Genomic DNA, 14,564 nt, shown 5'->3' with positions numbered 1-14,564 from the left:
TCAAACATCAAATTCTTGTGCTAAAAATTTACCCGTAAAACTTTTTGTTTTTTTATAATTTGTGGCCAGTTCCATTGGTGTGCCCACAGCGATAATTTTCCCGCCATAATTGCCACCCTCTGGACCCATATCAATCACATAATCACTATTTTTTATTATATCCATATTATGCTCAATTACCAAAACACTGTTGCCTAAATCTCTGAGATGGTGCAAGACTTTCGTCAGGCGATCCACATCGGCAAAATGCAAGCCCGTGGTAGGTTCATCTAAAATATAAAGGGTATTTCCTGTATCTCTTTTACTCAATTCTTTTGAAAGTTTTATCCTTTGTGCTTCACCACCACTGAGTGTGATAGCATTTTGGCCTAAGGTAATATAGCCCAAGCCTACATCTATCAGTGTGCTAAGAATTTGCTTGATTTTAGGGATTGCTTTAAAAAAGTCAAATGCCTCTTCCACGCTCATTTCTAAGACATCGGCGATCGATTTGCCTTTATACAAAATCTCTAAAGTTTGAGCATTGTAGCGTTTCCCATCACATCCATCACATTTAACAGAAATATCTGGCAAAAAGTGCATCTCGATTTTAATCTCTCCCTCTCCTTGGCATTTTTCACATCTACCACCTTTGACATTGAAAGAGAAACGGCCGATTTTATAGCCACGGAGTTGTGCTTCTTTTGTTTTGGAAAACAGAGTACGAATCTCATCCATCACTCCTGTATAAGTAGCAGGATTGCTTCTTGGAGTCCTACCGATTGGGCTTTGGTCTAGATAGATTACTTTATCAAGTTGTTCCAATCCCAAACACTCTACACCTGAGATTTTTTTGACTTTTTTAGCATGATTTAAAAGCTCTTTGGCCACAGGTAGTAGCGTTTGCAAAATCAAAGAACTCTTACCACTGCCACTCACACCGGTAATACTGACAAGATTGCCTAGAGGAATTTTCACATCTAAGTTTTTTATATTATTCACATTGACATGCTTGAGTTCAATCCATTGATCACTCAATGCCTTTTTTTTGTATTCGATTTTTTTTCTTCCACTTAAATACTGTGCGGTTAAGGTGTCACTTTTCTTCAATTCGTCATACGTACCTTTGAAGATAATCTCTCCACCGTATTTTCCAGCACCAGGACCAATGTCGACGATGTAATCCGCTGCTTCGATGGTCTTTTTATCATGTTCTACGACAATGACACTGTTGCCTTTACTTTGTAAATCTCTTAATGTGCTGATGAGTTTCAATGTATCACGCTCATGTAATCCGATACTAGGTTCATCCAAAACATACATCACGCCAGTCAACCCACTTCCTATTTGTGAAGCGATACGAATACGTTGGGCTTCGCCCCCACTGATACTTCTAGCATCACGCCCCAAAGAGATGTAGCCCAATCCTACATTATATAAAAAGTACAATCGTTCGCGTACCTCTTTGAGAATTGGTGCGGCAATCATGAGTTGGGATTCTGTTAGATACTCAAAATTCTTCTCATTATTGAAAAATTGCAAAGATTTGTCAATGGGTAGGTCTAAAAGCGTACCGATTGTCTCGCCTCCGACTTTTACGGCCAAATGTTCGGGTCTTAGGCGGTGTCCTGAGCAATTATCACAGACTTTCTCACTCATATATTCTGCGACATCTTTCTCATCTTTGAGCATGTTATACGCAATCTTGATAATACCATCAAAACTTTTTTTGATTTTGTGACGTTTCCACAAGAAAACAGCCTCATCCACACCTCCGTGTAAGATTGCTTTTTGTTGGTGCATCGGTAACGTATTGTAAGGGACACTCGTATCTATCTTGCTGGCCTCACAAAACGCTTTGAGATATTTGGCATAATACCCTTTGTTAAAGCCATAAAATATCTTGATAGCACCCTCATCAATACTCAACTCTTCATCAATAATCTTGCTTAAATCAAGCGTATAACGAATGCCCAATCCATCACAAACCGGACAAGCGCCTTTGGGAGAGTTAAAAGAAAAAGACAACGGCTCAAGCACATCGAAGCTAATCTTACAATCAAAACATGCACGATGCACACTATAATGCACTGAGGAGGAATCTAGCCCAACGGCTTCATAATTCAGCACTTCAACTTCCAATTCACCATAACTCTCTTTGAGTGCTTTTTCAACATCACTGGCGATTCTCTGTCTGTTATCTTCTCGCACAACCACACGGTCAATGACCACTTTAATACTGTGCTTTTTAGTTTTACTTAAATCAAAATCTTCATCCAGACGAATCATCACGCCATCGACCATCGCTCTGACATACCCTTTCAGACGCAGGGATTCTATCAAATCTGCAAAAGAACCTTTTTTTTCATTGACCAAAGGAGCCATCATGATAAGCTTGGAATCTTCTGGTAATTTGAGGATTTGCTCGATAATATCCGCCCCACTCATCTGCGATATGGGTTTGCCACATTTATGACAATACTGTGTCCCCACTCTGGCATACAAAAGTCGCAAATAATCATAAATCTCAGTAATCGTCCCGACTGTTGATCTTGGATTTTTACTGGTTGTCTTTTGATCGATGGCAATCGCGGGAGTTAACCCTTCGATTTTATCGATATCAGGTTTGCCCACACGATCTAAAAATTGTCGGGCATATGAAGAGAGCGACTCAATATAGCGTCGTTGTCCTTCTGCATAAAGCGTATCAAACGCCAACGTACTTTTTCCACTACCACTGAGTCCGGTCATGACGACCAGTTTATTTTTGGGTATTTCTAAATTGATATTTTTTAGATTGTGCTCTTTGGCACCGTATATTTTTATCATTAAAAACCTATTAGTTTATTCACTGTTAAAATGAGCAAGACGACATAAAGGATCAGCAAGAGTCTTTTTTGGAGGTCACGACGAATAATGTGTGATTGTTTGGCCCCAAAATAGACACCAAGTAGAGAGCCTAACCCCAATATAATACCTGCCTTATGGTCAATCAATCCATGCATAGAAAAACTTATCAATCCCGATACGGAAGAAAAAACAACAAAAAGCAAAGAGGTCGAAATGGCTTTTTTAATATCAAAATGTAAAAAACCAACCATAATCGGTGTCAAGAATAAAGCCCCACCAATCCCGATGCTAATGGCGGCCATACCGACAAAAAATCCTATCACGAACAACAATATTTTGGATTCATTTGGAACGCCGAGGGCCTCTGTTGGTGTTTTGAAAAACTTATAGATTGCTACAACCAAAGCCACCGCAAAAAATGAGAGTAAAGCCCACGAAGGAACCAATGAGACGATATAGCCGCTAAATTGCGCACCAATAAATCCGCCTACTCCCAATACAAGGCCATTTTGAAGACGAAGCATCTTGTTTTTGTAATTAACAAATGACCCAAATATCGAGCTAAAGACCATCTGCATGATGGAGATACCGATTGCTGACTTGACACTGAATCCAGAATAGAGCAAAATCGGCACTAAAACCGTACCGCCTCCAATTCCAAAAAAGCCTGATGCAAAACCGACAACGATTCCTAAAATCCCTAAAATTATAAACATGTTACCTGCTTTCTATTAAAATCGTATTTTACTTTATTGGCTCTTAATAAACAATTTAAAAAATTTAAACTATAATACAATAGTATTTATAATTCAGCAGTGACACGCTCTCACAGAGTGATGTGTCATCTTTTTTATTTGTTATTGATGCCTCCAAAAGCACCATAGGGGTTGAATGACAATAAGATTAATCGGCAAAAGGGACTATCAGTGAATCAAGAAGATAAAGAATACCTAGAAAAAAAACTACTTTCCGGATATGAAAACTTACTGGATATTAATGTCGAATTTATAGCTGATTTGGGTACGATTTACTTAACTCTTGAAGAAATTTTAAAACTCGAAAAAGGATTTGTAATCGATTTAAAAAAACCCGCAGGAGAAAGTGTTGAACTTTTTATCAATAAAAAGATTTTTGGCAAAGGTGAAGTGATGGTTTATGAAAAAAACCTTGCTATCAGAATCAATGAAATTTTAGATTCAAAAAGTGTCATACAATATTTCAAAAAAGAATCATGATGAAAAAATTACTCTTATTATTTGTCTTTGTTAGCCTCTCCTATGCGACCAATCTCTTGACCCATAATATCTATGATAGAGAAGACCGTGTCGATATTATGCTCTCCTTTGATTCCCCATATACGGGTACGATATTTCAAGATAAAAATGCCCATGCGACCACTTTAAAACTTGCGCATTTGAATTTTGACAAAACGGTTGAAAAAAATATTAACTCAAAAATCGTCCAGGAGCTCTCAATCCGCCCAAATAATGGCAATCTGCTCATCACACTACACAACCAAAAAGAGATCCTCGTCAGTGCCTCTAAAACGACCGATGGTTTTGGTCTGCGCATTAGAACACGTCTTGCAACTCCCATCACCGACACCGCACCCATCACAACCGCACCCATTACAACCGTACAAGCGGCAACACCCAAGGCAGATGACACACTACAAAATATCAAACCCTTTCAAGACAGCAGTCTCATTGATGCCAGGTACATCACTGTGGTCGCCTTTTTGTTTGTTTTGTTATTGGTCATGATGTGGGTCAAAAAACGCGTCGCCAAAAATCCAATCACCCTACAAAAAAAATCTTGGCTTTTTAAATCCATCTCTCCAGAATCCATTGATATCAAAATTTTGCATAAAAAGCCTATCGATCCTAAAAATTCTCTTTTGGTTTTTGAATATCAAAACAAACGATATCTCGTCATGAGCGGAAACTCAAATGTCGTCGTGGATACTTTTGGCAGTCAAGATTTTGAGAATACCTCTGATTTTGAACAAGCCTTTGAAGATAATAGAAAAAAATTAGACGACTATCTTAAATTGCAAGAACATAAATTAGAAAGTTACAAAGATAAAGCCTCTAGCGATATGAACGTACCAGATTAATGAAATTTAACGAAAAAGCATTGCGAGTCAAATATATGAGACTCCTAGAAAAATTTGTCAAAAGTTGTGAAACCATACTCAAATTGGAAGACTTTAATTACCTGCTTTTTGAGAAGAAAATCACCAAAATCTACCAACAAATTCAAAAACTTGATGATTTACACCTCGATTCTACTTATCTCAATACACTCAAATCATTTACAGACTTTACGATTAGAATCTTAGAAAACGAAAAAATGACAACCGAAGAGAAGCGTATCTTGCTCTTAAAAGAGGTCAATCAAACGCGCAAGCAAAAAAACAGCACTTCCTACAAAAAAGAAAAACATAAAAAACAACTCTATGATGACTAAAACTTGACACATTATTTCTTATATGATATTATCATCATATGTTAAATTTATCATATAAGGAAAAAGAATGAAAAAAACGTTTAAATCAGACAAAATCAATTGTCAAAACTGTGCCAACATGATCAAAGGCTCTCTTGAAGATGATTTTGGTCCCATAGAAGTCAACCTCGAGGCCTCACCCAAAGAAGTCACTCTAGACATTACAGATGAGAATCAAGAAAAACAATTTAAACAAGAGATGGCTGAAATAGGCTTTGATGTTATAGAAGAATAATCATGAAAGAGACCCATGGGCTGATTCGTTCTTGTTGCGAGGGCGTCAGCCATATACCCGATATCAAAAAGATTCTCCCCGATGATGAGGAGCTCAAAAATATGACACATATCTTTAAGGCACTCAATGATCCCATGCGTGTGAAGATTTTGTTTGCTCTTTTAAAATACGAAATTTGTGTCGGAGAATTGGTCAATCTTTTAGAGATTCCCCAATCTCATGTATCCCATCAACTGAGAATCTTGAGAAAATATGATATTGTCACCTATCAAAAAGATAAAAAGATGTCATTTTATAGAATCAAAAATGACGCGATCAAAGCCTTATTAAATACTGCATTGGAACATGTAAAATGTCAAAAGAAAAAATAGAACTTAATATTTCAGGAATGACGTGCGTCAATTGCTCCAATGGCATCGAGCGTGTTGTCAACAGACTCGATGGACTGGAAGCATCAAAAGTGAGTTTCACCGAAAACCGAGGTGAATTTACCATCAATTCGGAAAAACTAGACAAGAATACCATCATACAGAAAATCAGAAAACTAGGTTATGGAGTCGAAGAAGATCTCAAAGCACTAGAAAAAGCCAAACGCTTAGCTTACAATCAACTAAAGCGTTCGTTTATCATTGCGGCTATTTTGACACTTTTGATGTTTTATTTTGCCCTCTTCCCCCTCAAAGAGATCAATTTGTATCTGATGTTTGCCATCGGTACTATAGTACAATTTTATCCTGGTGCTCGATTTTATATCCTCTCTTATAAGGCACTCAGCAATAAAAATAGCGATATGAATGTCCTCGTAGCACTGGGCACGAGTGCGGCTTATTTTTATTCTGCTGCTGTTGTTTTATTTCCTCACTTCTTCCCGCAACATTTGCGATTTGTCTATTTTGATGGGGCGAGTGTCATCATCACCTTTATTTTATTAGGGCGACTTTTAGAGGAGCGATCACGCGCAAAAGCGACGGATTATCTGAAGAAATTGATGAATTTGGCACCCAAAGAGGCCAATAAAATCGAAGAAAATGGAGAGATTTCTCATATTCAAGCAGAAGAACTGAAAGTGGATGATCTCGTCTTAGTCAAACAAGGAGAAGAGATATCAGCCGATGGTATTATCATAGAGGGAACCGCTGATATTGATACCTCTATGATTACGGGTGAATCCTTGCCTGTTTTTAAAACAATAGGCGATGACGTCGTAGCCGGTACGATTAATACCCAAGGGGTATTAAAGATAAAAGTCACCAAGAGGGCCAATGAGAATAGGATTTCTAATATCATCGCACTCCTTAGTAGTGCGGGAAGCAAAAAGCTCCCCATTGCAAGATTGGCCGATACGATTGCGAGTATTTTTGTACCTACTGTTGTGGGAATTTCTATCATGACCTTTTTCATCTGGTATTTTATCGCTGGTGATTCACTGCATGCAATCCTCACCTCTATCACCGTATTGATTATCTCTTGTCCTTGTGCACTCGGTCTCGCCACACCAATCGCCATCGTCAGTGCGGTGGGAAAAGGTGCTAAAGAGGGCATCTTAATCAAAAATCCTGAAATCTTAGAAATTATCAAAGAGATAAAATATGCTGTTTTTGATAAGACCGGCACCCTCACAAAAGGGGAAATATCTATCAAAGATATCATGATAGAAAGCGGTTATCTTGATATTGTCGCCTCAATTGAGACGCATAGTGAACATCCCATCTCCAAAGCTATTGTCACTTATGCCAAGAAACATAATGCCAAAACCACGCTAAAGGTCACAGATGTCAACATCATAGCAGGTTATGGTATCAGTGCTATTTATCAAAATAAAAACGTGAGAATTGGGAGCATGGCATTCTTGCAAGAATCGAAAGTCACCATTGCGCCAGAGTATCAAGCAGCCTTTACAAAAGCTCTAACAGAAGGAAATGGTGCGGTATTGGTGAGTGTTGAAGATACTTGTGTGGGGGTTATCTCTCTAGAAGATCGTTTACGCGTCGGTGCTCATGAATTGATATCTGAGCTCAAAGCCAAAGGGATTACCCCTGTACTCTTGAGCGGGGACAATCAAATCACAGCACAAAAGATTGCCGATGATTTGAAAATCGAATCTTTTTATGCACAGGTCCTGCCCGATGAAAAATTTGAGGTTATCAAAAAATTACAGCACCATAACACAAAAGTGATGTTTATCGGAGATGGTATCAATGATGCACCCTCCATCAAACAAGCTGATATCGGAATCACCCTCAATTCAGGTTCGGATATTACCAAAGATGCCGGCGATATTATTCTCATCAACAACAATATACACTCTGTACTCAAAAGTATCAATTTATCCGAAAAAGCAATGCGGACTATTAAACAAAATCTCTTTTGGGCTTTTATCTACAATGCTATTGGTATTCCTCTTGCTGCGGGAATCTTTTATCCTGTGATGGGCATCATGTTGACCCCTATGTATGCAGGTATCGCCATGAGCTTTAGCTCTGTTACGGTGGTGCTAAATTCACTGAGACTCAAAATGCAGAAGATTTAATTTCTTAGGGTGACGTCACGATAACCTCTTTGACGTCGCCCTAAGATTTTTAAAACTCTAATAGTGATTCTTGTATCCCTTGGTGCATTTCATACCAAAACTTCATACCCGCTTCTCGTTTGTCTTTATCAAAAAGTTCCAACCATTTCATCAATTCAGGATCGTCGTTTTTTTCAATTTCATGTTTGCGCTTGAGAAAAGTATAAACATAATCAATATTACGTTCTGATTCCCAAAATACCGATGAATTTCTACCATTAATGCGACTGGCTGTCGTATGCATGGCTTTGAGGTATTCCTCTTTCATGCCATATAAAGATTCCATAATCTCAGGAATCATCTCCTCAGCCCAGCCTCGATGGAAACGACACATTCCCATATTATCCAAGATAAGCTCGCCTCTGAGTCGCTCTGCCCCCTTGCGTCCTAGTTCTCTTGGAGGCATAAAATCATAGCCATAATACATATAGTATTTGCCCATAATCGCCATAGGAGAAAGCGCTCCGGGTGTCCAGTATTGGTTAGGGACCATCCAGCCTTTTCTTGCATACGCGGTATAAACAAAGGAGTCAATCAGGTTTTTATTTTTGGCTCGTGAGATATCTTGGGCAAATTTTCGCGTCCCCTCGCTCAAATCCAAAATACCCCGTTTTTCTATAATTGAATCCAGCAATTGCACCCCAATCTCTGCATTGTGCAGTGAAGATTTGACAACATCAAAATTTTTCGGATCAAATTCCGGTATCCCTTTGATACCCAACTCTTCTGGCGTCAAAAGTTTTTCTGACAAACACTCCATAAGCCACGCAATGGTACCTCCAATCGAGATGGCATCAAAACCATACATATCCGCATGATGATTCAAGCGCTCCGCAGCTCTTTGATCAAAGATACCCGATAACGGTCCCATCGTTTGATAAGGTTCATAATCTTTTTTAAAGGTGCCATTCATTTTCTTGCAAACCGCAGCACACGGTTCACCACAATTTTGTTCGCTTTTTGTTGCCACGGTTTCATCATTAAACTGTTTGAGATAGTGGTTCATGATAAATTTTTCATGGATTTCTAAACGCTCTTCTTCACTCATATAAATACTCTTATAATTAAAAGAAAAGAGCTTTCCAGCCAATCCATGATAGTTTGACCCAAAAGTTCCCCCCGTTCCTAATTCTGCATTAAAACGGTACTTACTCGTAGATTCTATATCTTTGGCCATCAGTTTCATTTTGTATTTATCAATAAACCACTGATCGGCGACTTTACGGTCACGGAAATCATCATCGACAAACGTTCCTCCGTAAATGATAGCAGCAATCCCGTGCTCTTGAAACATCTTGCTTCCAAAACCACCACGCCCTGCCCAGGTATCGACATAGGTCAATTTTTTGTGTTTTACAGGCACCGATCCCACCGCTCCGATATCTGTCGATCTTGCAGACGGTCCGGTTGCTAAAATTCTAGGGTCATTACTGTATCGATCTCCAAAACGCTCCATCGTATAATCCATCATCGAGTAGAATCCACCCCGTCCTTCATACCAGACGGTATCTACATCCACAGGCTCAATCTCTACTTGAATCTCTCCGCCTTCATTTCGGTTTAGATACATAACTGAAGGGGTTGGTGCTTTGCCGACAATAGAGAGCATATTGATGCCGAGATTATCAAAGACCAAACTCGCTCCTCCCATCGATGAAATATAAAAACCACCCCAGGCATTGGAAAAACCTGTAAAAATCAAACGATTTGATCCAGGGAAAATAGAACCTGCCAGTAGTCCTGTTCCAATATTTAAACTATTATATTTGCCTGAGAGATGAAGTCCTAAATCTACCGGGCCAAAAAATTCTCCCACTTCATAACGATTAATACGATAAAATGATGTTCTAGCATCAACAAAAAGAGTTTTTTGATTTGTTTTCATAATGAGTTCCTTATATATGTTATTATTTTAACATAACAATGACAACTTAAATTAAACAATATGCACAAAAAAATAGCATAAAGATGTGATATTTCCTATTTATTGAGTATTGTAGTCTGTTAATCTAGGAGAAAAAGCTATCGATATGATGTCGCATCGCATCGATCTCTTCAATTCTATTGATAGTGTCTCTAAAAGCTGATGCGGCAGGAAAGCCTTTGGAATACGTATGCAAATGTTTTCGGAAGATACTCACCCCTTTGTGCCCATAAAAATCTATCATATTGTCATAATGTTCCAAGACAATCTCTTTGATTTTATCTTTATTGACAAATTCAAGATTATTTTTGAGTTGATAAAATATCCAAGGATTACCCACCGCCCCTCGGCCTATCATGATAGATTTGCAACCGGTTATTTTTTTGACCTCATTGGCCTTTTGGAGACTGGTGATATCTCCATTGGCAATCACCGGAATCGAGACCGCAGCTTTAGCTCTTCGGATCGCATCATAATCCACTTCGGCCTTATATTTCCCTGCTCTTGTTCTCCCGTGTATGCTCATAAAATCTACCCCTGCACGCTCACAAGCTCGTGCAATGTCTTCTGGAATCTTTTCATTAAATCCCAAACGAACTTTTGCACTTAAATATTCTTTGTTTGAATGTTTTTTAATCGTTTCCAACACACTTTGCAATAGTGGTAAATCTTGCAGCAGTGAGGAGCCTGCACATTGTGAGACGACTTTGGGGACAGGGCAACCACAATTGAGATCAATGCCATCAATTCCATCGATGGTGTTTAAAATCTCCACTGCTTTTTTGATGACCTCCAAATCTGAACCTGCAATTTGCACGATATAAGGTGTCTCAAGTGGTGATTTTCTGAGCATTTCAAAGGTTTTTTTTGAATTATGAACGAGGGCATTGGCACTAATCATCTCAGAAAATGTCAAATCTGCATCGAATTTTTTCACCAACGAACGAAAGGGAAGATCGGTGTATCCTGCGAGTGGAGCCAAGGCGGTGATGCCTTGACTGAAATCTATCTTTTTAATGAATCAAACCTTTAAAAATTTTATGGTATTGATATTTCTTCCATGATCTCGTAAGAAAAGAAGGGTTTTAAATTTCAAGAAATCTTCTTCTTCAGAATCTTCAAGAATTTCACGTACCTTATCAATCATTTGGAGTTCATATAAAGTAAAGAGATAAGCATTGGCCGCAATTTGTCCTTTTTCATTGTACAATTTACCAAATAGGTCAATCAACTCATCAGGTGAGAGTTTGATACGAATCTCTTCAGCCAGTTCAAGATAATCTTCACTGGTTGCATTAAATTGCTCTAACATCTGCTTAATGGAATCAATATCAATTTCAAAATCATCTTCAGGATCTAAATAACGCTCCATCATCTTTCTAAAAATATCTTTATCAATAGCAAAAGGATATTTTTTGATTTCAGCAAATGAAGCGATTTTTAGTACTTCATAATAAGCGCTTTTGCATAACTCATCATCCAAACTATCGCATTTTTTGAGTATGGTCATCGCATATTTTGGATCTTCTTTTAATTTGTTTTTCTCATTGGCAATAAAGAGTTCATTGGTCTCTGAAATTTTGTATTTTTTCAGATCTTGAATCTCTCCTGCACGAATTTTATCAACAAGATAGTAATACTCTTTTAACTCTTCATTTTCCAGTGTTTCAACGTCACATTTTTTTGCATAGTTCAAGGTAGAAAGCACAAAACCCGGAATTTTAAAAAAATCTGTTTTAAATTTTAGATTACTTTTTTCTCCAAGAATAGATCCTTTTGATACGTTTATAAATGTGTCAAAGTCTTTTTTGATAGCTCTTTTGTAAAAAAAGTCTTTGATATTATAATAGGTCAAATGTGCAATCGAAGCTAAAAATAAGAAAATTGCGGGTATCACAATCCATACTGCTATCGGTAAATTTAAAGAAAATGTATAAATGTTTAGAGCATAATTACTTCCATTAAAACTATAAACATAAAGTCCTACGGCCAATAAATATATAATCGATAACAACACATAACGCTTGATTCCCATTGATTCCTACCTTAATTCTTATTTGCTGATTTTTCCATAATTTCACGACATGTGATACAATATTTTGCTTGAGGTTTTACTTTCAGTCTTTGAAAACTGATATCTTCCTCACACATTTCACAAATACCATACGTCCCACCTTTGATTTTGCCCAAAGAGTAATCTATCTCATGTAACTCTTTTGTCAACTGCTGGTTAATTGCCTCTTCAATCAAGCGATCGGTACTAACAGAAGCATGATCTGCTTCATCGCCTACATCATCTTGCTTCAATGAGGTAATACCTCTTATGGATTCATCGATATTTTTAAGTATCTGTTTTTTTCTTTCGTTTAAAATATCTTCAAAAAATTTAACTTCATTTTTTCGCATTTAATACTCCGTAAATAATATTATACAAGTTATTTATGATAGGGATGATTTGCTTTGATGCAAAGTCCTCTATAAATCTGCTCAAATAATACTACCTTCGCTATCTTATGGGCATATGTCAGCTTACTTAAGCTGATGACTTTTTGAGTTTTATCCAAAAAATCTTGCTCCAAACCATACGCTCCCCCAATGAAAAAATTAATATTTGAATGGCCCTCAAACAGAGCACTAAATTCAAAACTGTCCATCTCTTTTCCACGAACATCCAATGCGACATTATAACCTTTCAAATAGGGCTCATACACTTTCGTATAGGCTTTTCTTGACTCCTTTTCTCCTCGAGTTTGAGATAGCGCAATCTCTTTATTAAATAAAGTAGTATCGGCAACTTGCGCATGCTTTTTAATCATCTTTTGATATTCATCAATCAGATGTTCTACCGATTTACTCTTCGTCTTTTCTATCGTGTAAACGTTGATTTTCATCAACCGGACCCTTTAATTTTAACTCAAAATCTTTTTTATCGCTTTGAAGGAAAACTAAAAGATCTGAAATTGTTTTTTTCAGTTCACTTCTTTTTACAATCATATCAATCAAGCCATGTTCTAGTAAAAATTCTGATCTTTGGAACCCTTCAGGCAACTCTGCTCCAATGGTTTGTTTGATAACACGCTGACCTGCAAATCCTACCAATGCTCCGGGTTCTGCGATGATAATATCACCCAACCACGCAAAAGAGGCACTTACCCCACCCATCGTCGGATCAGTCAGAATTGAGATATACGGCAATTTGTGATTGGCCAGCTCTTTAATGGCAGCTGATGTTTTAGACATTTGGAGTAATGAAAAAGTACTCTCCTGCATCCTCGCACCACCACTCGCACTGACAATGACCAAACCTTGTTTATTTTTGATAGCACGCTTTGTAGCTCGTACAATTTTTTCACCCTCTACCGAACCTAAGCTTCCACCCATAAAACTAAAATCAAAGACCACAAGTTGTACCGCGACTCCATGAATCTCACAAACGCCAGATACCAATGAAGAAGTTCTATTTGTCTTGGCTTGAGCCTCTTGTATCCGTTTTTTGTAGGATTTTTTATCCACAAATTTCAAAGGATCAACCGGTGCAATATTAGAATCTAGCTCAACAAATGTATCAGCATCTGCAATTTGCTCAATTCGTTTTGATATACCAATTCTAAAGTGAAAACCACATTTTGGGCATACGCTTAATTGATTTTCTACTTCTTTATAATACATCAAAGACTGGCACTGCTTACATTTAACCCAATGCTGTGGTGCTTCGTCCCGAGAAGGTTGTGTCTTGCGAAAATTACCAAAAATCTCACTAAATTTCATACTATTAACTGCCTTCTTTAAATAATCCGCTCATTCTATCAAAAGTTTCCTTATCTTTACTTATAAATAAGAGCGCATCTTGTTTTATCATGTACAGATCGTTACACATATACATACCAGCTTCAATATCATAAGGGCGTGCTACGCCGCCAAAGAGTACAAAATTTACTTGATGGGCATAGGCTAAAGAGAGGGCAATGGCTCCGGGAGATCGGTATTTGATATGATTTTTTTCTAATGTTTGATAGAGTGTTTTTAGACTGTAAGATTTTTCAAAAATACCCATGGTGGCATGCAGGTTGCACTGGATATCATGAAAGACTAGATTGTGAAGGTTGGCTTTTTGAAATCGCTTTTGGTCTTTGATAAAAAGATCGCCATTGGCGAGATTAACAATAACGGCCGCCAGATGCTTTGATTGGTATTTCAACGCTACAGAAGTACCATAATAGGGGAAATTTGAGACAAAATTATTGCTTCCATCAATCGGGTCGATAAAGATATCATACGCACTATTATTATCCAAAAAACCACACTCTTCAGAATAGATATTACCAAATGAAGAGAGTTTCTTGATGAAAATATTCTCAGCCATAATATCAATCTGACGGCTCATGTCTCCACCATAGCCCAAACTTGTCGTTTGACACAGCTCCTCAAAATTCATGGCGCTAATGTGCGCAGCAATCTCTTGATTTGCCGAAATCGCTGCGTTTAAAAAATCTTGCATT

At 37.8% G+C, this 14,564-nt stretch carries 15 protein-coding genes; 6 read left to right on the top strand and 9 right to left on the bottom strand.

From position 1 onward, the window contains the following. Together uvrA and SFB89_RS03715 are read right to left on the bottom strand one after the other, a co-directional pair. Window positions 1–2,808, bottom strand: coding sequence for an excinuclease ABC subunit UvrA (gene uvrA / locus SFB89_RS03720; RefSeq protein ID WP_331775601.1), 2,808 nt, complete (start codon window positions 2,806–2,808; stop codon window positions 1–3). Further along, window positions 2,808–3,545 (bottom strand): sulfite exporter TauE/SafE family protein, encoded by a 738-nt coding sequence (locus SFB89_RS03715; protein WP_331775600.1) that lies wholly within the window; start codon window positions 3,543–3,545, stop codon window positions 2,808–2,810. Before SFB89_RS03715 ends, uvrA begins: the two co-directional genes overlap by 1 nt. A 210-nt stretch (window positions 3,546–3,755) precedes the next feature. On the opposite strand from SFB89_RS03715, the gene fliN reads away from it, so the two are divergent. The 6 genes from fliN (at window position 3,756) to SFB89_RS03685 (ending at window position 8,102) form a co-directional block, all read left to right on the top strand. Then, on the top strand, window positions 3,756–4,064 hold the full coding sequence (fliN, locus tag SFB89_RS03710) for a flagellar motor switch protein FliN (protein WP_331775599.1): 309 nt from the start codon (window positions 3,756–3,758) through the stop codon (window positions 4,062–4,064). Further along, window positions 4,064–4,945, top strand: coding sequence for a hypothetical protein (locus SFB89_RS03705; RefSeq protein ID WP_331775598.1), 882 nt, complete (start codon window positions 4,064–4,066; stop codon window positions 4,943–4,945). The genes fliN and SFB89_RS03705 overlap by 1 nt, the downstream gene beginning before the upstream one ends. Next, on the top strand, window positions 4,945–5,298 hold the full coding sequence (locus tag SFB89_RS03700; protein ID WP_331775597.1) for a hypothetical protein: 354 nt from the start codon (window positions 4,945–4,947) through the stop codon (window positions 5,296–5,298). Before SFB89_RS03705 ends, SFB89_RS03700 begins: the two co-directional genes overlap by 1 nt. A gap of 67 nt (window positions 5,299–5,365) precedes the next feature. Continuing rightward, on the top strand, window positions 5,366–5,572 hold the full coding sequence (locus SFB89_RS03695; RefSeq protein ID WP_331775596.1) for a heavy-metal-associated domain-containing protein: 207 nt from the start codon (window positions 5,366–5,368) through the stop codon (window positions 5,570–5,572). A gap of 2 nt (window positions 5,573–5,574) precedes the next feature. Continuing rightward, window positions 5,575–5,943: an ArsR/SmtB family transcription factor gene (locus SFB89_RS03690; RefSeq protein ID WP_331775595.1), complete on the top strand. Its 369-nt coding sequence runs from the start codon at window positions 5,575–5,577 to the stop codon at window positions 5,941–5,943. Next, the gene (locus tag SFB89_RS03685) at window positions 5,925–8,102 is read left to right on the top strand and encodes a heavy metal translocating P-type ATPase (RefSeq protein WP_331775594.1); all 2,178 of its coding nucleotides are present in this window, start codon (window positions 5,925–5,927) and stop codon (window positions 8,100–8,102) included. The genes SFB89_RS03690 and SFB89_RS03685 overlap by 19 nt, the downstream gene beginning before the upstream one ends. Window positions 8,103–8,151: 49 nt before the next feature. Here SFB89_RS03685 and SFB89_RS03680 read toward each other — a convergent pair whose 3' ends face one another. The 7 genes from SFB89_RS03680 to SFB89_RS03650 form a co-directional block, all read right to left on the bottom strand. After that, the gene (locus SFB89_RS03680) at window positions 8,152–10,026 is read right to left on the bottom strand and encodes an aldehyde ferredoxin oxidoreductase C-terminal domain-containing protein (protein WP_331775593.1); all 1,875 of its coding nucleotides are present in this window, start codon (window positions 10,024–10,026) and stop codon (window positions 8,152–8,154) included. 124 nt (window positions 10,027–10,150) lie between these two features. Next, entirely contained in the window at window positions 10,151–11,083 is a 933-nt protein-coding gene (locus SFB89_RS03675; RefSeq protein ID WP_331776048.1) for a tRNA dihydrouridine synthase, read from the bottom strand. 3 nt (window positions 11,084–11,086) lie between these two features. Further along, window positions 11,087–12,100 (bottom strand): fatty-acid--CoA ligase, encoded by a 1,014-nt coding sequence (locus SFB89_RS03670; RefSeq protein WP_331775592.1) that lies wholly within the window; start codon window positions 12,098–12,100, stop codon window positions 11,087–11,089. An 11-nt stretch (window positions 12,101–12,111) separates the two neighbouring features. Then, window positions 12,112–12,471 (bottom strand): RNA polymerase-binding protein DksA, encoded by a 360-nt coding sequence (dksA, locus tag SFB89_RS03665; RefSeq protein WP_331775591.1) that lies wholly within the window; start codon window positions 12,469–12,471, stop codon window positions 12,112–12,114. Between the two features lie 29 nt (window positions 12,472–12,500). Then, window positions 12,501–12,956 carry a 23S rRNA (pseudouridine(1915)-N(3))-methyltransferase RlmH gene (locus SFB89_RS03660; RefSeq protein ID WP_331775590.1) on the bottom strand — a complete coding sequence of 152 codons (456 nt, stop codon included), beginning with the start codon at window positions 12,954–12,956 and terminating at the stop codon, window positions 12,501–12,503. Next, a complete protein-coding gene (gene accD, locus SFB89_RS03655) occupies window positions 12,916–13,833 on the bottom strand; it encodes an acetyl-CoA carboxylase, carboxyltransferase subunit beta (RefSeq protein WP_331775589.1) in 918 nt (305 codons plus the stop codon). Before accD ends, SFB89_RS03660 begins: the two co-directional genes overlap by 41 nt. A 4-nt stretch (window positions 13,834–13,837) precedes the next feature. After that, on the bottom strand, window positions 13,838–14,563 hold the full coding sequence (locus SFB89_RS03650) for an inositol monophosphatase family protein (RefSeq protein ID WP_331775588.1): 726 nt from the start codon (window positions 14,561–14,563) through the stop codon (window positions 13,838–13,840). Between the last annotated feature and the right edge of the window lies 1 nt (window position 14,564).

The organism is Sulfurospirillum sp. 1612, from assembly GCF_036556685.1.
Taxonomy (GTDB): Bacteria; Campylobacterota; Campylobacteria; order Campylobacterales; family Sulfurospirillaceae; genus JAADIZ01.
This window is presented reverse-complemented; position numbering and strand designations above follow the sequence as displayed.

Excerpts from the sequence above, each read along its gene's own strand:
- SFB89_RS03685 (WP_331775594.1), top strand. The coding sequence starts at position 5,925 with ATGTCAAAAGAAAAAATAGAACTTAATATTTCAGGAATGACGTGCGTC.
- accD (WP_331775589.1), bottom strand. The coding sequence starts at position 13,833 with ATGAAATTTAGTGAGATTTTTGGTAATTTTCGCAAGACACAACCTTCT.
- SFB89_RS03705 (WP_331775598.1), top strand. The coding sequence starts at position 4,064 with ATGAAAAAATTACTCTTATTATTTGTCTTTGTTAGCCTCTCCTATGCG.
- SFB89_RS03695 (WP_331775596.1), top strand. The coding sequence starts at position 5,366 with ATGAAAAAAACGTTTAAATCAGACAAAATCAATTGTCAAAACTGTGCC.
- dksA (WP_331775591.1), bottom strand. The coding sequence starts at position 12,471 with ATGCGAAAAAATGAAGTTAAATTTTTTGAAGATATTTTAAACGAAAGA.
- SFB89_RS03650 (WP_331775588.1), bottom strand. The coding sequence starts at position 14,563 with ATGCAAGATTTTTTAAACGCAGCGATTTCGGCAAATCAAGAGATTGCT.
- SFB89_RS03700 (WP_331775597.1), top strand. The coding sequence starts at position 4,945 with ATGAAATTTAACGAAAAAGCATTGCGAGTCAAATATATGAGACTCCTA.
- SFB89_RS03715 (WP_331775600.1), bottom strand. The coding sequence starts at position 3,545 with ATGTTTATAATTTTAGGGATTTTAGGAATCGTTGTCGGTTTTGCATCA.
- uvrA (WP_331775601.1), bottom strand. The coding sequence starts at position 2,808 with ATGATAAAAATATACGGTGCCAAAGAGCACAATCTAAAAAATATCAAT.
- SFB89_RS03660 (WP_331775590.1), bottom strand. The coding sequence starts at position 12,956 with ATGAAAATCAACGTTTACACGATAGAAAAGACGAAGAGTAAATCGGTA.
- SFB89_RS03670 (WP_331775592.1), bottom strand. The coding sequence starts at position 12,100 with ATGGGAATCAAGCGTTATGTGTTGTTATCGATTATATATTTATTGGCC.
- SFB89_RS03680 (WP_331775593.1), bottom strand. The coding sequence starts at position 10,026 with ATGAAAACAAATCAAAAAACTCTTTTTGTTGATGCTAGAACATCATTT.
- SFB89_RS03690 (WP_331775595.1), top strand. The coding sequence starts at position 5,575 with ATGAAAGAGACCCATGGGCTGATTCGTTCTTGTTGCGAGGGCGTCAGC.